This is a genomic window from Sorangium sp. So ce1014 (assembly GCF_051521505.1).
In the GTDB taxonomy this organism is placed as follows: domain Bacteria; phylum Myxococcota_A; class Polyangia; order Polyangiales; family Polyangiaceae; genus Sorangium.
This window is the reverse complement of record NZ_CP150356.1, coordinates 11,553,100-11,577,894: the sequence shown is the minus strand read 5'-3', so window position 1 is coordinate 11,577,894 and position 24,795 is coordinate 11,553,100. Positions and strand designations below refer to the sequence as shown.

Annotated in this window: 20 protein-coding genes; 18 read left to right on the top strand and 2 right to left on the bottom strand. The window is 70.3% G+C overall.

The features are described 5' to 3' along the window. The first annotated feature begins 202 nt into the window (after nt 1-202). The 7 genes from WME75_RS43650 (at nt 203) to WME75_RS43620 (ending at nt 10,487) form a co-directional block, all read left to right on the top strand. Nucleotides 203-1,720 (top strand): hypothetical protein, encoded by a 1,518-nt coding sequence (locus WME75_RS43650; RefSeq protein WP_437483763.1) that lies wholly within the window; start codon nt 203-205, stop codon nt 1,718-1,720. Between the two features lie 336 nt (nt 1,721-2,056). Next, nucleotides 2,057-3,064 carry a hypothetical protein gene (locus WME75_RS43645; RefSeq protein ID WP_437483761.1) on the top strand — a complete coding sequence of 336 codons (1,008 nt, stop codon included), beginning with the start codon at nt 2,057-2,059 and terminating at the stop codon, nt 3,062-3,064. A 154-nt stretch (nt 3,065-3,218) separates the two neighbouring features. Next, nucleotides 3,219-3,488 carry a hypothetical protein gene (locus WME75_RS43640; protein WP_437483760.1) on the top strand — a complete coding sequence of 90 codons (270 nt, stop codon included), beginning with the start codon at nt 3,219-3,221 and terminating at the stop codon, nt 3,486-3,488. 284 nt (nt 3,489-3,772) lie between these two features. Further along, complete coding sequence (locus WME75_RS43635; RefSeq protein WP_437483758.1) at nt 3,773-4,414, top strand: peptidoglycan-binding protein; 642 nt, start codon at nt 3,773-3,775, stop codon at nt 4,412-4,414. A gap of 6 nt (nt 4,415-4,420) precedes the next feature. Then, the gene (locus WME75_RS43630; RefSeq protein ID WP_437483756.1) at nt 4,421-7,237 is read left to right on the top strand and encodes a hypothetical protein; all 2,817 of its coding nucleotides are present in this window, start codon (nt 4,421-4,423) and stop codon (nt 7,235-7,237) included. A 10-nt stretch (nt 7,238-7,247) separates the two neighbouring features. Beyond that, nucleotides 7,248-8,672 (top strand): hypothetical protein, encoded by a 1,425-nt coding sequence (locus WME75_RS43625; RefSeq protein WP_437483754.1) that lies wholly within the window; start codon nt 7,248-7,250, stop codon nt 8,670-8,672. 90 nt (nt 8,673-8,762) lie between these two features. Beyond that, the gene (locus tag WME75_RS43620; RefSeq protein ID WP_437483752.1) at nt 8,763-10,487 is read left to right on the top strand and encodes an amidohydrolase; all 1,725 of its coding nucleotides are present in this window, start codon (nt 8,763-8,765) and stop codon (nt 10,485-10,487) included. Nucleotides 10,488-10,567: 80 nt separating this feature from the next. Here WME75_RS43620 and WME75_RS43615 read toward each other — a convergent pair whose 3' ends face one another. Beyond that, entirely contained in the window at nt 10,568-11,194 is a 627-nt protein-coding gene (locus WME75_RS43615) for a hypothetical protein (RefSeq protein WP_437483750.1), read from the bottom strand. Nucleotides 11,195-11,302: 108 nt separating this feature from the next. Between WME75_RS43615 and WME75_RS43610 the strand changes: the two genes are divergently transcribed. From WME75_RS43610 to WME75_RS43590, 5 genes are all read left to right on the top strand, one after another. After that, on the top strand, nt 11,303-12,280 hold the full coding sequence (locus tag WME75_RS43610) for a DUF4423 domain-containing protein (RefSeq protein WP_437483748.1): 978 nt from the start codon (nt 11,303-11,305) through the stop codon (nt 12,278-12,280). An 86-nt stretch (nt 12,281-12,366) separates the two neighbouring features. Beyond that, the gene (locus WME75_RS43605) at nt 12,367-12,750 is read left to right on the top strand and encodes a hypothetical protein (RefSeq protein WP_437483747.1); all 384 of its coding nucleotides are present in this window, start codon (nt 12,367-12,369) and stop codon (nt 12,748-12,750) included. Nucleotides 12,751-13,196: 446 nt separating this feature from the next. Then, nucleotides 13,197-13,835, top strand: a complete 639-nt coding sequence (locus WME75_RS43600) for an OmpA family protein (RefSeq protein WP_437483744.1) — start codon at nt 13,197-13,199, stop codon at nt 13,833-13,835. 51 nt (nt 13,836-13,886) lie between these two features. Next, a complete protein-coding gene (locus WME75_RS43595; protein WP_437483741.1) occupies nt 13,887-14,273 on the top strand; it encodes an AgmX/PglI C-terminal domain-containing protein in 387 nt (128 codons plus the stop codon). Between the two features lie 289 nt (nt 14,274-14,562). Next, a complete protein-coding gene (locus WME75_RS43590; RefSeq protein WP_437483738.1) occupies nt 14,563-15,015 on the top strand; it encodes a nuclear transport factor 2 family protein in 453 nt (150 codons plus the stop codon). Nucleotides 15,016-15,033: 18 nt separating this feature from the next. On the opposite strand, the gene WME75_RS43585 is transcribed toward WME75_RS43590, so the two are convergent. After that, nucleotides 15,034-16,074 carry a methyltransferase gene (locus WME75_RS43585; RefSeq protein ID WP_437483735.1) on the bottom strand — a complete coding sequence of 347 codons (1,041 nt, stop codon included), beginning with the start codon at nt 16,072-16,074 and terminating at the stop codon, nt 15,034-15,036. A gap of 604 nt (nt 16,075-16,678) precedes the next feature. Between WME75_RS43585 and WME75_RS43580 the strand changes: the two genes are divergently transcribed. The 6 genes from WME75_RS43580 to WME75_RS43555 all read left to right on the top strand — a co-directional run bounded on the left by WME75_RS43580 (nt 16,679) and on the right by WME75_RS43555 (nt 24,750). Continuing rightward, nucleotides 16,679-16,951 carry a hypothetical protein gene (locus tag WME75_RS43580; protein ID WP_437483732.1) on the top strand — a complete coding sequence of 91 codons (273 nt, stop codon included), beginning with the start codon at nt 16,679-16,681 and terminating at the stop codon, nt 16,949-16,951. A 189-nt stretch (nt 16,952-17,140) separates the two neighbouring features. Continuing rightward, nucleotides 17,141-19,009: a CotH kinase family protein gene (locus WME75_RS43575; protein ID WP_437483729.1), complete on the top strand. Its 1,869-nt coding sequence runs from the start codon at nt 17,141-17,143 to the stop codon at nt 19,007-19,009. 122 nt (nt 19,010-19,131) lie between these two features. After that, entirely contained in the window at nt 19,132-19,767 is a 636-nt protein-coding gene (locus WME75_RS43570; RefSeq protein WP_437483726.1) for a hypothetical protein, read from the top strand. Further along, the gene (locus tag WME75_RS43565; protein ID WP_437483724.1) at nt 19,764-21,083 is read left to right on the top strand and encodes a radical SAM/SPASM domain-containing protein; all 1,320 of its coding nucleotides are present in this window, start codon (nt 19,764-19,766) and stop codon (nt 21,081-21,083) included. Before WME75_RS43570 ends, WME75_RS43565 begins: the two co-directional genes overlap by 4 nt. After that, on the top strand, nt 21,080-22,189 hold the full coding sequence (locus tag WME75_RS43560; protein WP_437483721.1) for a formylglycine-generating enzyme family protein: 1,110 nt from the start codon (nt 21,080-21,082) through the stop codon (nt 22,187-22,189). The genes WME75_RS43565 and WME75_RS43560 overlap by 4 nt, the downstream gene beginning before the upstream one ends. A 188-nt stretch (nt 22,190-22,377) precedes the next feature. Next, nucleotides 22,378-24,750 carry a type VI secretion system Vgr family protein gene (locus WME75_RS43555; protein ID WP_437483718.1) on the top strand — a complete coding sequence of 791 codons (2,373 nt, stop codon included), beginning with the start codon at nt 22,378-22,380 and terminating at the stop codon, nt 24,748-24,750. The last annotated feature ends 45 nt before the right edge of the window (nt 24,751-24,795 follow it).

Here is a 24,795-nt window from a genome sequence, read left to right as displayed (position 1 = left end):
GATCTCCGGGCCCGCCGCGCGCCCCGGCTCACTGCGCGCCCGATTTGCCCTGATCGTGGCTCCAGACATCGACGTCCCGCGCGCCTCGCGCGGGCCGCGCCGCGGGCGACCGGACCCGCATTGCGTGCGGGGAGCAGCAGCGTAAAAAGCTGTTCCAGGAGCAACCTGCTGCTCCGGGACACCTGCCGCTTCAGGAGCTTCGATGACCCACATGCCCCGCTCGACGACGACCTCGCTGGCGCTCCTCACGATCGCGCTCTGCGCCAGCTGCTCGCCCTCCGAGCGCAACTTCACGTCGGGCGCGGGCGGCGAGGGCGGCGGCGCAGGCCACGGCGGCGCGGGCGGCGCAGGCGGCCCAACCGCCACCGCAGGCGCCGGCGGCGGCGCAGGCGGCCACGGCGACGCGTGCGACGCGCCGGAGGACTGCCCCGCCGCCGAGAACGCGTCGCCCACGTGCGAGGCAGGTGTCTGCGGCGTCGCTTGCGACACCGGCTTCCTGGACTGCGACGCCGCGGCCCCGGGCTGCGAGACGCCCGCGCGCGACCCCGAGCACTGCGGCGCCTGCGGCAACCGCTGCGCGACGGAGTGCGTGGACGGGAACGAGGGGAAGGAGAGCGCCTTCTGCAACGACCCGGTCGAGATCTCGGCCGGCTATGCCCACACCTGCGCGCTCCGGCGGGACGGCAGCGTGTGGTGCTGGGGCAGGAACACGTTCGGCGAGTCGGGCAAGCCGGGGAGCGACCCGGTCTTCCCTTTCCCGGCGCAGGTCGCCCTTCCCGGCAAGGCCCTCCACGTGGCGGCGGGCGGCGGGTTCTTGCGTTCGGGCGACTCCGGCGCGCCCCCTCCCGCGCACACGTGCGCGATCATGGAGGACACGACGGTCACCTGCTGGGGGCACGGCACGACGGGGCAGCTCGGCATCGGCGGCTTCCCCGCGTCGAGCGCGCCGGCGCGGGTGCCGAGCCTGATCAACGTCGTGCAGCTCTCGCTCGGCGCGGCGCACTCGTGCGCGGTGAAGACGGGCGACGAGCTGTACTGCTGGGGCTCGAACCAGGAGGGCCAGCTCGGCAAGGGGGAGTCGGGGCAGTCCGAGTACATCACCCCGACGCTCATCCGGAGCGACAGCCGGCAGGTCGCGAGCGGCCAGGATCATACCTGCGCCATCAAGGCCTCCGACGGAGGCCTGCTCTGCTGGGGCCGGAGCTTCGATGGCCAGCTCGGCACCGGCTCGCAGGAGAGCGCGTCGTCGCCGGTGGCCGTCCTCGCGCCGCTCGCCGCGGGCGTCGAGGAGGTGGTCGCGGGCGACCGGCACACCTGCGCGCGCAAGGGCGTGGAGGTCTACTGCTTCGGCAACGATTACAACGGCGCGGTGGGCGCCGATCGGTACGGGCCCGTGCTGGAGCCCACGCTGGTCGTTGTGCCTCGGGCGGCGCACATCGACGTGGGCCGCGAGCGGAGCGGCGCCGTGTCCGGCGAGGCGCGAGCGCTCAAGATGTGGGGAGTCGGCCCCCTCGGCCACGGCGAGGGGGGTCTGGCCTCGCAGCCGGTCGACGTGCCCCTCGACGGCGTGGCGCAGCTCGCCGTCGGCTATTACCACACGTGCGCTCTGAGGACGACCGGCGAGGTCCTCTGCTGGGGCGAGAACACCCAGGGACAGCTCGGCGTGGGCCTCGAGGTCGAAGAGCAGCTCTCGCCGGTCGCGGTGAAGCTCGCGCCCTGAGCGCGGCGCTCGCGGGCCGGCGTCCTCGGCGCGAACGGAGGACAGAGCTCCTTGGCCCGCCGGAGAGCGCCACACCGACCGATTCGACGGTGTTCCTACCAGCTATCTGAGAACAGACAATCGTAGAGCGTGGCCCCTCCCAGGAGGTGGGGAGAAAATCCCCCTGATATTCCCGTCTTCATGTGAACCCTCTCTCGGGAAATGACCGCACCACCCCGCGGGGAGCACCACGGCGGCGCGTTCGCCCCCGCGTCGACGGGGCTGCGGTCGCCGTTGCGGCGCCGGGCCCGAGGTGAATACAGTGGCCGCGTGATCCCCCCTCGCCAGGAGACTGTCTTGCTCCACCGTGCCCGCCCCCGCGCGCTCGCTCCAGGTCGCGCACCCCTCTCCGCCGCGCTCCCTGCGCTCCTCGCCTGCGTAGCGGCCTGCGGCCCTGCCGCGCCGGCAAACGAGCCGGCCCAGCCGTCCGCAGCGCCCACGCCCGCCCCTGCCCCCGCGCTGCCCGCGCCGGCGACGCCCGCCGTCGACACGGCGCTCGGCGGCCGGCTCTTCGATAAATTCTATGGGAAAAAGCCCCCGTTCTCGGCCTTCGTCCCCGATAGCTCGAAGACGAAAGGGGCCCTGGATGGTCAAGGCGGTCCCTCGGCCAACGGGACGCTGAAGCTCGGATCCGGGGAGGCGATGAACAACGACGCCGGCCATGACTACCGGCTCAAGAACTTCTTCGGGTGGGATCTCAAGGGGCGCGAGGGCATCTATGGACCGAGCGCGATGGCGAAGGGATACGCCGTCTCGCGGAACCTCCTCGGGGGACGCGAGACGCAAGAGGAGCTCGTCGTCCTGTTCACGAAGGGGGATCGCGAGATCCCCGCGTACGGCGACGTGCTCACGCCCCCTCAGATCGAGGCCATGGCCGCGTTTGTGATCGGCGTCCGCGACGGCGCGCTCCCGCATCCCGACCAGATCTTCACGATCAAGCCGCCGGCTCAGGGGCATTACGCGCTCCTGCCGGGCGGCGACGCCGCCCGCGGGAAGGCTCACATCAAGGACCGCTGCTCCTCGTGCCACGGCGACGACGGGACGAAGGAGCTCTTCGACGACGGCGCCTACTCGCTCGGCTCGCACGCGCGGCAGAAGGCGTACGAGGACTGGCACAAGATCCTGAACGGGCAGCCGGGCTCGCCCATGGGCCGTCAGGTCCGCGGGAGCACAGGCAAGGAGATGGCGCAGGAGCTCCTCGACATCCTCGCGGCCCTCTGCGACCGCGGGGCGTTCCCTCCAGGAAAGGCGACGGCGAAAGATGTCGAGGACGGCGACGGGCGCTGCGGCGCCTATCTGAAATGATCGACGCGGCCTGTCTCCTGCGCGTGCATGTGGACCGCCATGCCGAGCGATCCCGAAAGCCCCGAGAGGCGCGGGGCATGCTTGACAGCTTTCGTACGCGCCACGATAATTTCGGCCCCGGCGACGACTTGGCCTGGGGGGACAGGAGGCGGACGTGGTCTGGACGATTACCGCGGAGAAGAGGTACGAGAAGCAGCTCTCGAAGGCGGGGCTCATGAGCTCCGAGGAGACAAAGCTCAACGAGTGGCTCGCCCTCGTGCCGGCCAAAGGCCCATTCGTCGCCGCCACGGAGCTGCACATCAAGTGCACGAAGCTTCATGGTGGGGGGGACCAGTGGGAGATCTATCTGGGGAGCTACCACCGCATGTCCTTCACGGTGAATGGGTTCGAGCAGGTCGAGCTGCTAGGCGTCGGGCACACCTGAAGCTCCGCGGGCCTCGCCATCGAGGCCGCTGAAGCCGCCGCGCGAGGTCGAATGCGGTCGGCATGCGCCCGCCGCCGGCCTTGCTTCCTGAAGCCGAGCTATCGCCTACCGGCGAGCTCGTCGGCGCCGATCCAGGACGACCTTCTCCCGATTGCCGCTCTTCGAGCGGAGCGTCCCCCCCCACGAACGACGCTCGCCCGCCGTCCGAGGCCGTGGAGCGCGACGACGACGCTCGCCTTGCACCACGTCGCGCCCTCGTGTGATAATCCGCTGGGACTATACGCATGGCCAAGCACGTCGTGCGCGCTGGCGACTGCATCGAGAGCATCGCCGACGCCCATGGTTTCTACTGGGAGGTGGTCTGGAACCACCCGGACAACGCGGCGCTACGGAAGCTGCGCGGTGATCCGGTGACGCTCGTCCCGGGCGACGAGGTCTTCGTGCCCCCGCTGCGCGCGAAGGCCGTCGAGTGCGCGACCGAGGCGAGGCATACCTTCCGCCGCAAGGGCGTGCCGTCCAAGCTGCGCGTGCAGCTGCTGGACCTTGCCGGACGGCCGCGTGGTGGGGTCGACTACGCGCTGACGATCGAGTCGGACGAGCGCACGGGCTCGACCGACGGCGACGGGTGGATGGACGAATGGCTGCCGCCCCGAGCGCGCAAGGCAACACTGAAGATCCCGCCCCGGGGTGACGAACCCGAGGAGACCTACGAGCTCGAGATTGGCCACCTCCGGCCGGCCGATGATCTCGAGGGGATCCAGGCGCGGCTGCGCAACCTGGGGTGGTACGAGGGCCCCCTCAACGGAGAGCTCGACGGCCCGACCGCCGAGGCGCTCCAGGCCGTCCAGGCCGCGGAGGGGCTCGTTCCGACCGGGGAGCTCGACGACGATACAAGATCCCGCCTGCGGGATGCCTACGGGGGCTGAGCCGGCATGCTGTGGACCGACATCACGATCGTCGACGGCGGGAGGCACACCGGAGACCAGGCGCGCGCGTACATGGCGCTGCGGTATCCCGGGCTCGTCGATGGGCCGTCGAACAAGTCGATCACCCTGAAGGTGGAGGGCAAGTGGCTGTTCGGGGTCAAGGCCATCGAGCACCTCGAGTCGTTGCTCGGTCCCAAGCTCAAGCACAACCGAAAGACGACCTACGGCTTCAGCATGCCGGTGCTCAAGCCGGTGCGGCGACGAATGCAGAACGTCATCGCGCCGCCCAAGCCGAAGCTCCAGGTCACGATCGAGCTAGGCGACATCGATGGCCTGTTCGAGCCGATGGGCGTGGGCTCCCCACCGGCCGACGTGGGCGTGCGGCAACGCCTGCAGGTGCTCGGCTATTTCTATGCGCCGCTCTCGTTGCCCAAGGCGGGCCGCCTCGACCAGTGGGCGACCGACTCATGGGCCTACTTCAAGCGGGTGCACGAGACCGCGGCAAGAAAGGCGCTGTCCGACGCCGAGCTCAGGGCCCTGCTCAAGCAGGAGATCGAGGCCCACCTCCTCGCCGCCTCGCTCCCGACAAGCGGGCAGATCCTGGCGAAATCGACGCTGCCCCGCGCGGGTTCTGCGGCCGCGATCCGGGTGCCCGGCGGATTCCGCTCCACCAGGGGAGCCGCCTCCGGGCTGTTCACCGGCGACCACGTCTACAACGGCGGAAAGGACTCGGCCGTCGGGGCGAAGTACGAGTACACGGTCGGCGCCGATCGCCACGCGCTCGAATCGCTCGTCTACACCGACAATCCGATGCTCGGGAAGATCCCGCTCCTCGTCAAGGTCACCAAGGTGGTAGGGAGCGACGCCCCCGTTCCCGTCCAGGGTGCCAAGGTGATCGTGCAGCTCGTGGATCCAGACCTCGACACCCAGGGGCCCCTGGAGGCGCCGCCGGCCCCGGACAAGGTGATGGATTACGGGCGCGACTGCGCGCTGTGGAACAACTCCGCGCGTCCGCCGGTACCGGTGCAACCCGCGCAGCTGTGGAAGCCACGCATCCCGGATCTCGGCGAGGGGCTGCTGGCGGCGGAGTACGTCGCGGTGCACAAGCTCGTCACAAAGGCGGATGCCCAGGCGAGCACCGGCTCGATCAACCCATGGATCGACACCTGGGCTCCGGCGGCGCCGCTCCCCGACGCGCACGCCGACGCGCCCGCGCCCGAGCCGAGCTGGGGCGCGGTGAAGGCGTGGTGGACCGGGGAGGCCACGCGACCGTACCCCAGCCTGCGCCCGCACATGAACGCCGCCGCCAAGACGGTCGCGGCGCGCATCCTCGCGTCCAGGCCACCGAGTGAGTTCACCGGCCGGGGGCAGCGCAAGTTCATCAAGGACATGGAGGATGCGCTGGTGAACGCCGCGACGGTTCCCACCGATCCGCAGCGCCGCAACGTGCCGGAGACGTGGTGTGGCAAGGCGGAGTCGGCCGATGGCATCAAGGCTGTCCTCGACGTGCCGGCGGCCGACGTCGATGGCTTCCACGCCAAGCGCCCGTCGCAGACCGTCGACCATGGGACGATCGCCCACGCCACGCTGCCGGACGACGCGAGCAAGTACCCGCACGCGGTGCAGTGCGTCACGAACGCCAAGGGGCTCGGCGGCACGATCTTCAAGCCCTCGCGCTGCGGCGGCGATCGATACAGGCTGAAGGTGACGCTCGAGGAGAGCTGGCTCGCCGCGCAGAACGCATCGCCCGAGAGCGTGACCACCGTCGAGACCGGCACGCTCATCGTGTGGCGCAACGTGCGGATCCACAAGCACGTCAAGCTCGACCACAAGACGTCGGGCGACTGGAGCGCGGACGTGCTCGGCCTGGTGAGGCACGGGAACCCGAGCCGGCTCACGGCTCCTCTGTTCGTGGCGATGAAGCTCGATGACGCCATGGTCGACGCCGCCATCTTGCCGTCGACCCCGCGCGAGCAGCCGTACCCGGCCACGACCACGGCCAAGCCGGTCAACGCGGCGGCGCCGGCCGCAGAGCAATGGCGCCCGGTCGCCACCGCCAATTCGTCGTTCCCCGACCAGCTCCGGTGGGCCTACTGCGAGGTGATCCAGGACTGCACGGGGATCGAGACGATCGACCCCGTCCACCTCGACCGCGCGCTGGACGTTGGCGCGAGGTCGTTTGACCAGAGCGGCCGCTTCAAGAAGAAGGTGCACTGGCCGACGATGATCCTCAAGGACGCGACGTCGCCGTTCCTCATCCCCCTGCGCGCCCACACCGACTACAACGCGCGCAAGCCGGGCGGCGCCGGCCTCGCCAACCTCGCCATGGACTACGACGAGGATGGCGAGTACGGGCTCGCGGGCTGGGCCCTCGTGGAGGGCGTGATCGAGAGCCTCGCGGACGGGGGGCTGATGCCCGGGCTCACCTTCATCCAGGCACCGTGGGGTGCATCGTGGCATCACAAGCTCCACGACGTGGGGCAGGACCTTGTCACCAGCGGATTCGGGGCGGCCAGCGGAGCTCTGCTCACCTGCACCAGCGGCACCTACTATCCAAACTTCATCTATCCGGCGACCTCCAACGGCATCCACGAGCTCGGTCACGTGCTCATGCTGTGCCACCAGGACTGGCCCTCGGGCACCGGTGGCTCCGATGCAAAGATGCACCAGCCGCCGCCCGCGGCGAAGCTCGCGACGCCGGCTCCGAGCGACGTCGTCTGCGTCATGAGCTATGCTGGCTGCTACGGCGAGCTGTGCGGGCGTTGCCTGCTCTCGCTGCGCGGCTGGGCGGTCAAGAGCAACACCTTCGGCACCGGGGCTTGAGGCGCAGCGCATGTCGGTCCACGTACGGCTCGAGCTCGAACCTCCGGTGCTGCGCTGGCCGCAGCTGCCCGCGTGCCGCGTGACGCTGGTCAACGGCGGCGGCGAGGCGCTGCGGGACATCAACGTCGAGGATCCACGCGGCCGCGCGGTGCTGGAGCTGACCGATCTGGCGACGGGAGAGCAGACCGAGATCGCGGCGCCGATCCTCGACCCCTCGGTATTCCTGCTCAGCGAGCCGTGTTCCCTGGAGCCCGGTGCCCAGCTCGAGGACGCGTTCTACCTCGGACGCCGGCTGTCCTTGCCTCGACCCGGGCGCTATCGACTCCGGGCCCGCTTCCGGTGGGACGACGGAGAGGCGCGATCGGACGCCGTGCCATTCGAGGTACAGGCGGCGCCCGCGGCGGCGCTCGCGGTGGAGCCCGAGCGCGGCGGGCCGATGAGCGCGCTTGTCTGCGCCTGGAACGATCGCGACGCGGGAACGATGCGCCTGACCTCGATCGCCCAGCAGCCCGCGCCGGCGGCCGGGCCTACCGTCGATCTCGCGCGGACCGCGGCGCTCGCTGCCCCCATCCTCTCGGTGCCCGCCGATCGCTTGCCCGGGCGCCAGTACGTCGCCTGGATCGTCGATCGCGAGCTCGGCTACGCCGTCCACGAGCATGGCGCGATCGAGCGCGGCCAGCTCGACCTGCAGGCCTCCGACTGGCGGCTCATCGGCCCGGCGTGCGAGCTCTCCACGGAGGCCCCCGGGGCCCCCGATGCCGAGCTCCTGCTCTTGCGCGACGAGGGCTCCCGGTGGCGGCTGCGGGCGATTCGCCTGGTCCAGGCCGCCGTGCTGGGGGCGGACGTCGTGGTCTCCGGGCCGGCCCCCGCCTGGGCGCGCGTCGTGCATCGCCCCGATGGCGAGCGCCGAGTCTTCGCGGTGGCCAGCGCGAGCGGCGCCACCTCGCTGTGGCGGGGGAGCTGGAGCCCCGGCCGCGGCCCCACGCGGCTCCGCGCCGCGATCGAGGGTCCCGGCCGTCTGCTCGCCGCCGCGGCGCAGCTCGGGGCAGGCGGCTGCTCGGTGGGGGCGGCCCTCGTCGCGGTGGCCACCCCGCGCGGCCGGCTCCACGCCCTGTGGTCGTGGTCGCTCGCCGAGGACGACGCGTTCGCCCACAGGACCACGGAGCTGACGTGCCTGGCCGATGCCTCCGTCGACGAGGCGTTCGTCGCCGTCGATCAGCGCGGGAGCGCGGCGGTGCTCGCGCGGCGCGCGGAGGCGTGGTCCTTCGTCGACGCCGGCCGGCCCGACGTGGCCGTCCCGGCGCCCGCGCTGGCATCACCGCTGCAGCTCTCGTTCCTGCGCGGCCGAACACCGGTGGTCGTGTACGCCGAGCCCGAACAGGGCCTGTTCGTGCGCCCGCTCGTCGACCTGCCTCCCTTCCTCCCGCCCACCTAGCCTGGATCGACAAACGGGCTGAAAACGCCTGAAGAAAGCGGAATTTCGAAGCGCCATTGCGCGCCGCGCGCGGGTGCTAGGGTGGCGCTCATGTCGAACGTGCTCCGAGCGACGCTCCTGAGCCTCTTCGGCAGCCTCGCTTTCGGCTGTGCGTCCCCGGGCCCGCCCGCCACGACGGCGACGCCCTCAATGCCCTCGACGCCCTCGACGCCCTCGACGCCCGCAGATCTCGTGATCTCGGCCGGCGTCGTCCGGACGATGGACCCCGCGAAGCCGCGCGCCGAGGCGATCGCCGTGCGCGGCGAGCGGATCGTCTTCGTGGGCAGCGCGGCCGACACGAAGGCCTTCGTCGGGCCGGGGACGCGCGTCGTGGAGCTGCCGGGGCGCGCCGTCGTGCCCGGGCTCGTCGACGGGCATGGCCATCTCTACGGGCTCGGGGTCGCGCTGGAGACGCTGAGCGTGCGCGGCACGAAGAGCGCGGAGGAGGCGGCGGCGGTCGTCGCCGAGGCCGCGAAGGCCCGCCCGAGAGGCGAGTGGATCACCGGGCGCGGCTGGGACCAGAACCGCTGGCCGGGCGCCGCGTTCCCCACGCACGCCCCGCTCGACGCGGCGGCGCCGGAGCATCCGGTGGCGTTGCGCCGCATCGACGGGCACGCGCTCTGGGCGAACGCGGCGGCGATGCGCGCGGCCGGGGTCGGCAAGGACACGCAGGATCCGCCGGGCGGGCGCATCCTGCGCGACGCGGCGGGCGAGCCGACGGGCGTCTTCGTCGACAACGCGATGGGCCTCGTCGAGGCCCAGATCCCGGCGGACCCGCCCGCCGTGCGCGAGCGGCGCATCCTGCGCGCGGCCGAGGAGGCGCTCTCGTCCGGGCTCACCGGCGTGCACGAGATGGGCATCGACGACGAGACCGTGGCGGTCTACCGCGCGCTCGCCGCCGCCGGGCGGCTGCCGATCCGCGTCCACGCCTACCTCGCCGGCGAGGGGAGGCTCGAGGGGCTCGGGGGGCGCGCGCCCGACGTGGACGCGACGGGCACGGCGAGGTTCGTGCTGCGCGGGGTCAAGCTCTACGCCGACGGCGCGCTCGGCTCGCGCGGCGCGGCGCTCCTCGAGCCGTACGCCGACGAGCCCTCGACGAAGGGGCTCCTGCTGATGGATCGCGAGGCGCTCGCGCGCGCGGCGCGGCTCGTCGCGGACGCGGGCTTCCAGCTCGCGGTGCACGCGATCGGCGACCGCGCCAACCGCGCCGTGCTCGACGCGCTCGAGGCGCTCGGCCCGGGGCGGGCGGCGGCGCTGCGGTTCCGGGTGGAGCACGCGCAGATCGTCTCGCCCGACGATCTGCCGCGCTTCTCGGCGCTCGGCGTCATCGCCTCGATGCAGCCGACGCACGCGACGAGCGACATGCCGTGGGCGCCCGCGCGGCTCGGCGCCCATCGCCTGAAGGGCGCTTACGCCTGGCGGTCGCTGCTCTCGTCGGGCGCGCGCGTCGTGTTCGGCTCGGATTTCCCGGTGGAGGAGGCCTCGCCGCTGCTCGGCCTCCACGCGGCCGTGACCCGGCAGGATCTCGCGGGCCAGCCCCCGGGCGGGTGGATGCCCGCGGAGCGGCTCGACCTCGACGAGGCGCTCCTGGCCTTCACCGCGGCGCCCGCGTACGCGGCCTTCGCCGAGGGCCAGAGGGGCCGGATCGCGCCCGGCTACGTGGCCGATCTGACGGTCCTCGGCCGCGATCTCTCGCCCGTTCGCTCGCTCGTCGACACGCCGATCGACATGGTGGTCGTGGGCGGCCGCGTGGCGCGCGCGCCGGCCCCGCCGTGAGCGGCGCGTTCGTGCGGCGACCCCGCTCACCTGCGCTCGAACGTCAGCGAACCTGCTGGAGGATCCACCGCAGCTCGGCCTCAGAAGGTGCCGACTTCGCCGAGCAGCGTCCCGTGCTCGCTCAGGTACACATGGCCCCGAGGGGTCGACTCGCCCGCCTCCCAGCGCGATTCGACGGAGAGCTCGAAGGCGCCGCCGCACCCCGTGCAGCTGTCCCCCGACCCACCCCCGGCGTACACGTCCGGAAACGGGTTCTCGTCGAAGGAGAAGAACAAGCGAAGATGCGTGGCCCCGTCGTCGCCCCGATGGAGCGCCCCGCGCTGATCGTGGTGGAGAATGCCGTCGGCGCTCGTCAGATGCCCGAGCACGAGGATCTGCAGATACGCGTCGGCGCACGCGCTGCTGCGGTCGACGTACGCCACCACCGGCGAGCTCTCGGTGTCGGCGGCGAGCGACCAGCTCACGGCGCTCGTCGCTCCGTTGGCCCATGCCACATCGAAGCTCCCGGACCCGCCTGTCGCATCGATGGCCTCCTGACCGCTCACACCGAGGGGCGTCGGGTCGACGAGGCCATGCTCCACGAACTGACCCGCCATCTCCGGGAACGAGTCGCAGGGATCCGAGGCGACCTCCCCCGTCTGTCCCCCGGCGTGAGCGCACCCCACGAGCAGCCCCACCAGCAGCCAGCAAGCCAATCGTACGTTCATCGAAGCCTCCTTCGCCATTCACCTGTCGCAGCGCAGGAGCCAGCGCAAGCGCCGCGTAGCGCAAATACGCATTATCTATCGCGCTGTTATGCTAGTATCGATGCATATATGCGATACAAGAGCGCGCAGTACGATGAAATCGCAAAGGATTTCTGCCGAGCGCTCCGCGGACAGCGCTCGCAGCGGCAGCTGAGCGTCCGGCTCGGGTACGGCACGAACGTCGTCTTCGGCTGGGAGTCCGGGCGGCGCTTTCCCACGTTCCCGACCCTGCTGCGCGTCGCGGCGTACAACGGCGTCGACGTCCATCGGGCGCTCTCGGATTTCGTGCGCCAGGAGTCCGCCCTCGGCGCGGGCGTCGCCGCCTCCGACCCGGCCCTCACGGCCGCCCTCCTTCAGGTCGTCAAGGGGGGCTTGAGCAACGCCGAGATCGGCGCCCGTATCGGGCGCAGCGCGTCCCAGGTGTCGCGCTTCATCGCGGGCACATCCCAGCCCCGGCTCCCCGACGTGCTGGCCCTAATCGACGCGACGACCGACAGGCTCCTCGACTTCCTCGCCCTCTTCGTCCACCCGGGCCAGCTGCCCTCGGTGGCGCGCGACTTCCGCGCGCTCGAGGAGCGCCGCCGGATCGCGACGGAGCTCCCCTGGTCTCACGCCGTCCTGCGCGTCCTCGAGCTCGCGAGCTACGCGGCCCTCCCCTGCCACGACGACGCCTGGGTCGCCGCTCGCCTCGGGCTCCCGGACGGCGAGGTGCGCGCGTGCCTCGAAGCCCTGTCGCGGGCGGGCCTCGTCCGGTGGCGCGAGGGCCGGTACGCCGCCACGGCCGAGACGGTCGACATGACCCGAGGCGCCGCCGAGCCGCGACAACGATTGAAATCGCACTGGCTCGACGTCGCCGCGCGCCGGCAGCGTCGCGGCGATCCGGGCCTGTATTCCTACAACCTGGTCAGCGTCGCGCGCTGTGACCTCGAGCGGCTGCGCGCCCTGCATGTGCGGTATTTCCACGAGCTCCGCCAGATCGTGTCGGATTCGCGCGAGCCCGATTGCGTGGCGCTCGTGGCGATGCAGCTCTTCGAGCTGGGCGCGTGAGGCACGGATCGGGCAACGCGGGGCGTCGACCGACACCTGTCCATGGGACTGGCCTTCCAGCGCAAACAAAAGGAGGAGCGAACCGCATGCTTGCACGTTACCAGATCGTTCGCGGGCGCCGTCAGGAGGGAGATCCGCTGCCAGAAGGGAGACGGTACGACACGCGCAAACACACGCAGCATATCCTGAGGCCCACCCAGGAGATCGTCGAAGAGTTCCTGTCCGACCCCTCGCAGGCAGGCTTCAAGCGGTTTCGCGCCGCCTACATCGCGGTGCTCGATGAGCGGTTTGCGGAGCAACCGGGGCGCTTCGACGCCCTGGCGCAGGAGGCCAGGCAAGGTGACGTCTTCCTCGGGTGCAACTGCCCCACGGCTCGCCAGCCGGACGTTCGGCACTGCCACACGTGGCTGGCCCTGGAGTACTTCGCCCGCAAGTACCCGGACCTGGACGTGAGGCTCGGTGCACGGTGAGAGGGGATCAGGCGTGATGGATCGGTGTGGCAGGTCGGCGGACCGCGCGCGGCTCACCGGCGGGTGAGCGCGGCGACGCCGCTGAGCGCGAGCGCAAGCCCCCGCTGCGCGCTGCGCGATTTTGTCCGCGCGGCCAGGCTGGATTTTCACAGGAGGAGATCGGCTGACGCAGGGCCGATCTGGCGCCGATCCGGGGAACGCGGCCTGGAGCGGAGCCCCTGCCCTCCCGGGGACCGGGGGTCAGCGACCGTGTCGGGAGCGAGCTGAAGTAGGGCTATTTTGGTGAAAATCCAGGCTAGCTCGCCGCGCCCGATCTGGGCTAGGGTGCGCGGCATGGAGCTCGCCCGCGAGCCGACCCCGCCCGTATCCGGGGTATTCGTCGTGCTCGCGCTGAGCGCGCCACCCAGCGACCTGGGCCCATCACAGCGGCCCATGGAGTCTCGATCATGAACGAACTCTTCGACAACCGAAGCGCGAGGCGCCATCCGGGCCCTCGCTCCTGGCCCGGCGCCCATCGCGTGTCGCGGCGACCCACGGCCCTCGGGCCTCGCCTCGCCCTTGCGCTGCTCGTGGGCGTGAGCCTTGGCTCGGCGGCCTGCGGCGGCATCACCGCGTTCGAAGGGGGACGGGCGTTCACCGTCGTCGGCCAGCCGCCCCCGCCGCCCCCGCCCCCGCCGCCCGAGAAGAAGCGCGTGGAGGTGAAGGAGGACAAGATCGTCATCAACGAGAAGATCCTCTTCGAGCACAACAAGGCGGGGATCCGGGTGGAGTCGCACAGCCTGCTCAACGAGGTCGTCGACACGATCAAGAAGCACCCGCATATCAAGAAGATCGCCATCGAGGGGCACGCGAGCGCCGACGGCGAGGACGATCACAACCTGAAGCTCTCGGATCGCCGCTCGAAGGCCGTGATGGAGTTCCTCGTCCAGCACGGGATCCCTCAGAGCATGCTCACCGCCAAGGGCTTCGGCGAGACAAAGCCCATCGCGGACAACGAGTCGGAGGAGGGGCGTGAGAAGAACCGCCGGGTCGAGTTCAACATCGTCGAGCAGGACACCGCGAAGGCCGCGGGGGAGGGGCAGTAGATGCTGATCCTGGGTCGATCCACGAACGCTGCTCCCGGCAAGGAGGCGCGCATGAAGCAATGGCTCTTCGGTATGGTCCTGGTCGCCTCGTCGAGCGCCTCCGCAGGGTGCTCCTTCGCCGTGCGGAGCCCGGAGATGTACCGCGACGACACGGCCGCGCTGCTCGCGACGCGCGAGGAGCAGATCCGGTCGTGTTACGACGCGGAGCTCGCCCGGAATCCCGGCGCCGAGGGCAAGGTCACCGTCAGCTTCCTCGTGCTCGAGGACAGCGGCCGCCTCACGGACATCGTCGTGGACCCGGACGGCACCACCGCCTCGAAGGAGGTGACGAGCTGCGTCGTCGAGTCGATCGATGGGCTCCTGCTGACGCCGGCGGATCAGAACAAGGGCAAGGGGAAGTTCGTCTGGGAGTTCACGCCCCGGGCCCCGAAGGCGTAGCCGCGGGGAGGCCCTCGCGCTCGAAGGCCTGCGCGCCGTCCGCGAGCCCCCCCACGCGCGGGCTCGCGGACGTGACGACGCCAGCCAGCAACCACAACCCAGCATTTCACGTCGACGACGCGACGCCCATGACCGGGGGACGCGCGCACGTCGAGCTCGTGCTCGCCTGTACGGCGAGCGTGACCCAGCTGAGATCCGCGCGAGCCCCTGGCTCGACCGGGCCGGCGCATCGGCGTTGACGGCTCTCTGGTGGAGGGGGCGTGGAACCTGTCGCCGAAAGGACCGATATATGGCTGAAGATCTGAAGGAAGAGCGAGCGATCCAGAACGTCATCACCCGCGCCGCCCACAACATCGACCGGCGGCGGTGGGACGAGGTCCGCAACCTCTACGCGGATGTCGTCTTGAACGATTTCACATCGATCCTCGGGGGCGAGGCGGCCTTGCAGAAGGCGGACGACATGCTGGCGGCGTGGAAGAAATTTCATGGCGCGATCGATGTTTCGCAGCACTTCCTCGGCCCCATCGACGTCGAGGTGAGCGGGGAGAATGCCTCCGCCGAGTGCCATGTGCGCGCTTATCACCGGTTCGCGCGCGCGCCGGGCGGCGAGGAGTGGATGGTCGCGGGGCACTACCGCTACGGGCTGACCAGGCAAGTGGATGGCTGGAGGATCAAGCAGGTGAGGTTCGAGATCGCCTACCAGACTGGCAACACGAACATGTTCGCGGAGGCTGGTCAGTGATGGCGGGCACGCGCCGGGTCAGACGGGGAGGAGCTCGGCGATGGCGATGTCCTCCAGCTGGAGGACCGAATCGAGGTGGAAGCCGGCCTCCCGCGTGAGCTCCCTGTATTCACCGTCGCTCCGGCACCGGCCGCCGGCGCTGATCGTGAGCATGAGGACGTCCGCCAGGGCCGCCCGCGCGAGGTTCGACGGCTGGAGGATCTGCTCCATGATGAGCAGCCGCGCGCCGTTCGCGTCGCCGATCGCGCGCCGGACGACGCGCAGGATCCGGGAGCACTCGTCGTCCCCCCAGTTCCAGAGGCAGTGCTTGAGGATGTACAGATCGTGGCCGCCGGGCACCGCCTCGAAGAAGTCGCCCGGATGGAAGCTCACCCGATCGCCCACGCCGGCCTCCTGCAGGTAGCGCGTGGCGGAGGGCTCGAGGTGCGGGAGATCGAGCACCGTGGCGCGCACGTGGGGGTGGGCCTTCACGATCGCGGAGGCGAGCGTGCCCAGTCCTCCTCCCACATCGAGCACCGAGCTCACTTCCCCGAACCTGGTATAGGCCTGCGCGGCCATCGTTGAGCCCTCCAGCGAGTGGTCGAGCATGGCCCGGTTGAACAGCGCGCTGTCGGCGGCGTCGGCGCGGAGGTGCTCGTAGATCGTCTTGCCGCGGCGATGCGTGAAGCCCGCCTTGCCATCGCGGATCGCGTCCACGAGCCCGCCCCATGCATCCTGCTGGACCGGCGAGCGGAAGAACTCGGCGAGGGCGCGCAGGCTGAAGGGGTGATCGCTCCGGAGGCGCCTCGACAGCTCGGTGTGCTGAAAGCGGCTGTCACCGAGCTCCTCGAAGATCCCGTTCGCCGCGAGCGCCCGGAGCATGCGATAGAGCGACGGGCCGTGCAGCCCGAGCCGCGCCGCGATGTCGTCCACGCGCGTGGGCGCGTCGCCGATCGCGTCCGAGAGCCCGAGGCTCGCCGCGGTGCACGTCGCGTGAAAGAGATACATGGCATTCGTGATCTCGTTGAAGCGCTGTCGGCCGGCGCTCGAGGGGATCCGTGCTGCTGCATCGTTGTTCATGGTTCCGCTCCCATCTCATCCGATGTTCGTGGCATCCGTGCGGCTCGCTGACGTCAAGCCCACGCAATGCGGTGCTCTGCGGGGGGCATTCCCGGCGGGGATGCCCCTCCGCCCGCACGTCTGTACCTGGCGCCTTCATTTTGCCACGATTCCAGCGAGGCACCCCGGCTGGATTCGCCAGATTCGTGCCGGCAACGAGGCCGACTCGAGGTGCTCTCCGTCCATGCGCTCCGCGTCGGCGCCGCATTTCGATAGCCACGCGACGGCTCCCGGCAGGCCGGCCTGCAGGTTCGCGCAGGTAATCCCACCCCTGCTGACCCGGGAACAAGGTGGAGGTGGCGGGATGACACGGCGAGGTGCGCGGCGGGCGGTGCTCATCGGCGGGGGCATCGCGGGCCCGGTGCTCGGGAGGTTGCTGCGCGACCGAACCGGGCGATGCTGCCTTGCGCTGATTGCGCCAACTCGGCGCGATCAGCGCCCCTTCCGGACAACCCGGACCGCGCAGGCGGCCCGCGTCCCATCGAAGGCCACAAGGAAGCGCAGGGGCCGGCCCCGGCACACGCCCTGCATTGGCGAGCTCCAACCTGGAGAAAGGTGGAATCCCATGAAGAAGATGTTTTCGATGCTCGCGCTGGTTCTCTCCGCCTCGTTCGTCGCCGGCTGCGCCGTGGGCGCCGCGGACGTCGAGGAGGATCGGGTCGTCGACGAGGAGGTCGCGAGCGCCGAGTCGGAGTTGATGACGCCGGCTGCGCAGCTGGCCTGCCCTGGGGCGGGGACGTGTGAGCGGGCGGAGCGGTACTGCGATCCCGAGAACCCCAGCTCGTCGTGGTGTGACATCCTGATGCGCTGCTACGCCTGCTGGCTGACCGTGGACTGATTCAGCGCGCGGGGCACGAGCAGCGCCGCTTCCCGGCGATCTTGTGCTCCTCGGACGATGAGGCTCTCGCGCCCAGGCGCCGGGCGAGAGCCTCATCGGATGTCTCGAAGGCGGACGTGAGATTTCTCGATACACGTTGACTCGAGGAGACGTGCAAGGAGCGAGCAACCCATGTAAAAGAGAAGGACCGTGAGAAAGTCATCCCCGTATTCCTGGAGCTGGACCGGTCCCCTCGCGATGTCCATTGCGCTGCTCGCCGCCTGCGGCGATGCCGCGGAGGATCCCCGGCCGGACAGCAGCAGCGTGGGCAGCTCAGGCTCCGGCGGCTCCGGCGGCTCCGGCGGCTCCGGCGGCGGCGCGGGTGCCGGCGGCCTGGGCGGCGCGGGCGGCGGAATCGGCGCGGGCGGCGCCGGCGGGGAGGAGCCACCGCCACCGGATCCTGCAGAGCCGCTCTTCGCCGGAACGAGCCTCCCGCGGTTCGAGATCGCGCTGTCGCAGGCGTCGATCGATCGGCTCAACGCCACGCCCGACGAGTACGTCGCCGGGCAGCTCACGGTGACGATCGACGGCGAGGAGGTCGAGCTCGCCGACGTCGGCGTGCGGCTCAAGGGCGCCCACGGCTCGCTCCGGACCCTGGACGAAAAGGCCGCATTCCTCCTGAAATTCGACGAGTTCACCGACGACCAGACCCTGCTCGGGGTGGAGAAGCTCGCGCTCAACAACATGGTCCAGGATCAGAGCATGATCCACGAGCGCCTGGCCTACGCCCTGTTCCGCGCGATGGACGTGCCCGCGCCGCGCTCGGCCCACGCGACCGTCTGGCTGAACGGCTCGCTCTACGGCCTGTATGCCACCGTCGAGGCAGCGGATAACCCTCGCTTTCTGGATCGATGGTTGGGCGACCACGAGGGCAACCTGTACGAGGGGGCTTACGGGAGCGATCTCGAGCGCTCGAGCATCGAGACCTTCGATCAGGACAACGGCGACGACGTCGCGTTCGCCGATCTCTATGATCTCGCCGAGGCGCTCGACGACATGACGAGCCCGGACACGTTCCTCGCCGAGGCCTCGCGGCACATCGACATGGATCGCTACCTCGCGTTCGCGGCCACGGAGACCTTCATCGGCCACTGGGACGGTTATGCCTGGCTGCGCAACAACTACTTCATCGCGCGGCGCCCGGACGACGGCCGCTGGACCTTCCTGCCGTGGGGCCTCGACCAGACCTTCACGGACGATCTCTATCCCTTCGGCGGCGTGGCCCGCCTCCAGCAGATGTGCACCGCCTCCCCGCCGTGCCGGCAGGCGCTCGCAGCGGCGTTCGAGCGCGTCCTCGAGCGCGCGTCGGAGCTCGACCTGGCGAGCGACGCCGAGGCGGCGCGCACCCTGATCTGGGCCGACGTGCTCGAGGATCCGCGCCGGGACGTGAGCCCCGATGACGTCGGCGAGCACATCGACGCCACCATCGCTTTCCTGAACGACCGTCCTGCCAGCGTGCGGGCGCAGCTCGCCTGCGAGGACTCGTCGGGGCTCGACGCGGACGGCGACCTCTCGTCCGGCTGCGACGAAGACTGCAACGACGGCGATGCCTCGGTCTACCCGGGCGCCCCCGAGCTGTGCGACCTGATCGACAACGATTGTGACGGGCTCGTGGACAACGAGCCATCGTGCCCGCATTGCGTCCCGCAACCGCTTCCGGAGGGCGGCTCGCTGGCGTTCTGCTTCGCGCCCGCGACGTGGGCGGACGCGGAGCTCGACTGCATCGCGCAGGATGGGCATCTCGTGTCCATCCACGACGAGGAGACGCAGGATCTCGTTGTCTCGAGCGCCGACGCGATCCAGCCGGGCGACTGGTGGATCGGGCTCAACGACGCGGCGTCCGAGGGAGACTTCGCGTGGACCGACGGCACACCGTACGACCACGAGCGCTGGACCGGCGGCGAGCCGAACAACGCCGGCGACGGAGAGCACTGCGTGGAGCTGGCGAGCTGGGCCAGCGGGCTGTGGAACGACATGCCCTGCTACGCCGAGCTGCCCTACGTGTGCAGGCTGCCCTGACGGGGATCACGGGCGCTCCAGCCGCAGAGGCCAACGTGAGGAGCCGACGCCGGGCGCAACACCGGCCATGCAGCCCCCCGCCAGCGCGCGGCGCCCGTGCGCTTGCGTGATAATGTCGGCGCATGCCGAAGAAGAAGCGGGAGGTTCAGGTCAACGCGCTGTCGCGATACGAGAAGTCGTCGGGTCGGCTCGTGCTCGAGGAATACTCGAGCTGCGAGGTGCCGGCGGGCTGCGGAGGCGCGATCCTGCGGTGGATCGACCCGCTCGAGGCGCTCCCGCTGCGCCTGTGGCTCTGGACGACGGGCGAGGCGGAGCTCTTCTTCGACGGCGCGCCCTTCGCATCGAGCCGCGTCGACGCGCGCGCCGGCCGGCACGTGCTCGCGCTCTGCGTGCGGCCCAGGGGGGAGTTGCCGCCGCAGCTCGCGCTCGCGCTAAGTTACTCCGACGACGCGAAGGGGAGCTTCGAGCCCGAACGTTCGCGGTCGATCGGCCGCAAGATCGAGCTCCTCTCCGGCGCGGGCGCCGCGATGGTCGGAGCGACGAAGCCGCCGGAATCCGACGCCTGGCGCCTGCCGGATTTCGACGACAGCGGCTGGCCGGCCCTCGTCCAGGCGAGCGCGGCGATCGAGGAGCCCTCGAAGGATTGGCACCTCGGGCAGGTGCAGAAGACGGGCGCCTGCGTCGTGGGTTTGCCCGGACAGAGGGGTCCGCTCTGGGTGCGTTGCCGCTTCGAGCTCGCGCTGGGAGGTGCCGAGTGAGCCCGCGCCCGCCGCTCGTGCTCGTGCCGCAGTTCTTCGGGTCGACCGTCTTCGACAGGCGAAGCTCGCGGTATCTGCCCTTCGACCACGAGGCGACCGGCGTCCTCCTCCGCGCCCGCACGACCTCGATCAACGGGATGATCGACGACGCCCCGCCCGAGCGGAGGGACGCGCTCGGCGCGTTCGCCGCGGCGTTTTATCGGAGGGACTTCTTCACCCACGATCTGCGCTTCGACGGCGAGGCCCTCGACGTCGTGCCGCCGGCCGATCACCTCGCGGGTCCGCTCGCCGTGCACCTCGAGGTGGCGGCCTCGTGCAACTTGACCTGCTCGCATTGTTTTGCCGGCGAGCTTCCGCGGCGCGAGCCTCCGCTCACGCTCGTCGAGCTCGACACGCTCTTCGCCACCCTCGCCCGCATGGGCTCGTTCCGCCTCGGCTTGACGGGCGGCGAGCCGCTGCTTCGCAAGGACATCTTCGACATCCTCGATCTCGCCACCGGCCACGGCCTGCACCCGTGCCTCACGACGAATGCGCTCCTGCTCACCGAGGAGACCGCGAAGAAGCTCGGCGAGCGGTCGCTCGTCTGGCTCAACGTCTCCCTCGACGGGGCGACGGCCGCGACGAACGATGTCGTCCGCGGGGCGGGGACGTTCGATCGGGTGCTGGAGAAGCTCGCCCTGCTCCGGGCGCACGCGCGATTCTCGCTCGCGTTCACCGTCATGCGGCACAACGCCGACGAGGCGCGGGCGTTCGCCGAGCTCGCCGCGCGGGCGGGCGCGCACACGGCCGTGTTCCGGCCGCTGTATCCCGTGGGATCGGCCGAGGCGCGGGAGGAGCTCTGGCCGTCGTTCGGCGATTACGAGCGCGCGCTCGACGCGATCTGGACCCTCGGGGCCGACGAGGCGGGCCGCCCCGCCGAGGCGCGCGCGATCGACCCGTTCTCCCCGAAGAGCCGGCGTGATTCCCAGGCCGTCGTCCACGACAACTGGGGGTGCGGCGCGGGCAACACCGTTTGCTCCATCTCGGTCGGGGGCGACGTCAATCCATGCAGCTTCCTCGGGCCGACGTTCGTCGCGGACAACGTCCGCCGCGCGCCGTTCGATCGTATCTGGAGCGAGGGCGAACGATTCCGCACAATCCGTGGATTGCCCGGCGATGGCACGGGCACGGCGACCTTCGGCGGCGGCTGCCGGGCGCGTTCGCTCGTCATGGCCGGAGACGTGAATGCCCCCGATCCCTGGCTCGCCGAGCACGAGACCGCGCCGGTTCGCCGCAATCCCCTCACCGTGCTTCGCGCTCAGCGGAGGCTCGCATGAGCGCGCTCGATACCGGATGGCTCCTCTCGGCCGATCGTGTCTTGCCCTCGGCCGCCGAGCTCTTGACCCTCGCCGCGAACCTCGCCGCGGCCGGCCAGCCCGAGAGGGCTGCCATCGCCTGCGACGCCGCTTTCAGCCTCGACCCCGCGGATCCCGAGCTCGCCTCCGCGCGCGCCCTCCTGCTCGATCGGCTGCGGTTCGAGGAGCATGGCCTCGTGTTTCGCTACGTGCCCGCGGGGCCGTTTTGGATGGGCGCGGAGGACGGCGATCCCGACGAGCAACCGGTGCATGCGGTCGAGCTCGACGCATTCTGGATGACGGAGGTCCCCATCACCTGGTCCGCCTACAACGCGCTCCTCGGCTGGTCCCCTCCGCCCGACGGGTTGCCCCCGCAGAAGCCGAGGAAGGGCAAGAAGGCGGGGGGGCTCGACAGGGAGCTGTTCGGCCTCAGCAACGACCACAAGATTCGCCGCCAGTATTGTGAGAGCGAGACGATCCGCGCCCGCGACTGGCACGCGCACGCCCCCGAGACAGAATGGCTGCGCGGCGACCAGCGCGTGACGTCGACAGAGCTCTTCGGTGATGTCCCCCGGAAGGACAGCGAGCGCCCCTGGACCTACGACCAGAAACCGATGGTCGCGGTCTCGTGGGACCAGGCGAACGAGCTCGGCAAGGCGCTCTCGAACGAGCGGGTGACCTACCGTTTGCCCACGGAGGCCGAGTGGGAGAAGGCCGCGCGCGGCGGGCTCGTCGGCCATCGTTATCCCTGGGGGGACGACCCGCCCACGGCCGAGCGCTGCGACTTCGGTCGATTCGAGGCCTTCTCGATCCGCCCGCCCCAGGAATTCCGGCCGAACGGCTACGGCCTTCACGGCATGAGCGGCGGCGTCCGTGAATGGACGAGCGACGGATACGACGCCGCGTATTACTGCGAGAGCCCGCGCGCGTCCCCCACGGGCCCCGGCGAGGCCAAGCAACGTGTGCTCCGCGGGGGCTCGTGGGCCGATTGCGCGTGGGCCGTGCGGGTCTCGTTCCGCATGGGGCACCGGCCCGACCGAGCGAGTGATCCGACGATCGGATTTCGCCTGTGCCGGACCTCGCGGTGACGCGCGACCTCCTCCCGGCGCCCGATGCGCGCTGTGTCGTGCGCCGGCACTCGCGGGCTTGCCCGGGAGGCGCGCTTCTGGTGTAACGTCTGCGCTCATGACGTCGTCCACGCGCGGCCGCTGAGGTCGACGGCCCCTCGGGTGGACCACAACATTGCGGGGGATCCATGAGCGCGGACGTTCTTGCCATGCATTGTGCAGCGCTGCCGGCGGCCCGGGCCGTCGGCTTCAAGGGCACCGAGGCGCTGTGCCGCCCGTTCGAGCTCGACGTCCTGTTCACCGTGCCGGCGGGCACGGACGTCCGCGCCGCGATCAACGCCCCGGCGACGCTGACGCTCCAGCGCGGGGGCGATTCGCCGCCGATGTGCTGGCACGGCGTGTTCGCGCGCCTCCGGCTGCTGCGCGAGTCGGCCGAGCGCGCGCTCTACCAGGGGTCGCTCGTGCCGAGGCTGTGGCTCCAGCGCCACTCGGTGCGCAGCTTCGTCCACACGAAGAGCAAGATCGACGCCTTCCTGACGAAGACACTCACCCATGGCGGCCTCACGACGAGCGACTTCCGGTTCAGCGTCGACACCGACCGCTATCCGGAAGAGGAGTTCGTCTGTCAATACCGGGAGAGCCACCTCGACTTCACCCATCGATGGCTCGAGCGCGAAGGGCTTTACTACCACTTCGAGCACCCGGTCGGCGACGGCGGCGCCGAGGTCATGGTCATCGTCGACAGCAAGGATCAGCACGAGCCGCTGAGCGGCGACGGCCGGGTTCGTTACCATCCGACCTCGAGCGACGACGTGTCGGCGGGCGAGTGCTTCCGGGAGGTGCACGTCGATCTCAGCTCGCTGCCGGCCGCGGTGCGCATCAACGATTACAACTACGCGAACCCGGCCGCCCCCGTGTCGGGGGAGCACGTCGTGTCCAGGAGCGGCCGCGGCGAGGTGCGCGAGTACGGCTACCGCGTCTTCACGCAGGACGAGGCGGCGCGGCTGGCCCAGGTCAAGGCGCAGTCGATCGCGTGCCGCGAGCTCACCCTGCACGCGACCGGCAACGCCACGGGGCTGCGGGCGGGCTACGTCTTCGAGCTGGAGGACGGGCCCTCGGACGTGCCGGCCCGCTACCTGGCCGTCGAGGTGCGGCACGCGGCCGCGATCACGGGCGGATCCTTCGACATCGCGCGCTTCACGGGGATCGACCCCAACGAGACGTACCGCGTCGAGGTGGTGGCGATCCCGGCCGACGTGCAGTTCAGGGCGCCGCAGTCGACGCCGTGGCCACGCATCTACGGCTTCGAGAACGGCGTCGTCGACGGGCCAGGCGACAGCCAGTATGCCCAGATCGACGACATGGGGCGTTACCTGCTCCGCCTCAAGTTCGACGCGAGCGACCTGCCCGACGGCGCCACGTCCACGTACCTGCGCATGATGCAGCCGCACGGCGGCACGGTCGAGGGCTGGCACTTCCCGCTGCGCAAGGGGACCGAGGTCATGGTGTCGTTCCAGGGCGGCGACCCGGACCGGCCGTTCATCGCCGGCGTGGTGCCGAACGCCCACCGGCCGAGCACGGTCACGAGCCGCAACCTGACGCAGAACGTCCTGCGCACGGGCGGCAGCAACCACATGGTCGTCGAGGACCTCGAGGGCAAGCAGCACATCGACCTGTTCACCCCGGTCGGCGCGACCAACGTCCATATGGGCGGCCCCGCCCACCAGGCGTTCGTCGTGCCCCCGAAGACGCCGGACGCGAACCCCGACATGCAGCCCGTCGACTGCATGTTCTACGTTTCCACGGAGGGCAACGCCGGCTTCAACGTGTGCGGCGAGTGGTGGCAGAACGTCGGCGGCAAGTACCACGTCGACGTCAGCGACGACGCGACCCTCCATTACGTCGGCATCCACACGATCAACGTCGACGGCGACTCGAACGAGTTCTACAACAGCCACCAGAACGTCAAGGTGCGCTCGGGCCGGACCGACAAGGTCGAGAGCGGCGGCATGACGCAGGACATCCACGGCGGGTTCACCCAGACCATCGAGGCCGGCGGCAAGCAGGATGTGCTGGGGAGCTGGTTGCAAAAGATCAGCGGACAGAACCACGACGACTACGGATCGTGGAAGACCGACGTCAAGCTGGGGTGGACGGCGGACATCAAGGGGGCGTGGTCGCACACCGTGAAGGGCGACATCAGGATCGAGAGCACGAGCGGGACCATCCACGTGGAGAGCCCGACGAAGATCACACTCAAGGCGCCGGAGGTGACGCTTGACGCGCCCAACAAGGTCTACAAGCACACGAACCTCTTCATTGAGACGTTCGGCTCCAAGAACTCGTTCGGTATTCAGAAGGCGGACTTCACCGGGATCAACTTTGCCCGTAACAATCTGAAGATTGAGTTGACCACCTATGCGGCGGCCAGAGGCATCTACAAGGCAGACGAGTGGATCAACAACAAATTGAGCTATGCATCGCTGTTCGAGACATTGGGCTCCAACATACGAAAATCCGGAACGGAAGCCTGGAACTCGGCAGCGCGGATGTTGAACGCTGCGATCACGAAGCTAGGCTAAGAGAGCCGGAAGTCACCTGAAACAGCTCGCGACGGAGGTCTTCAT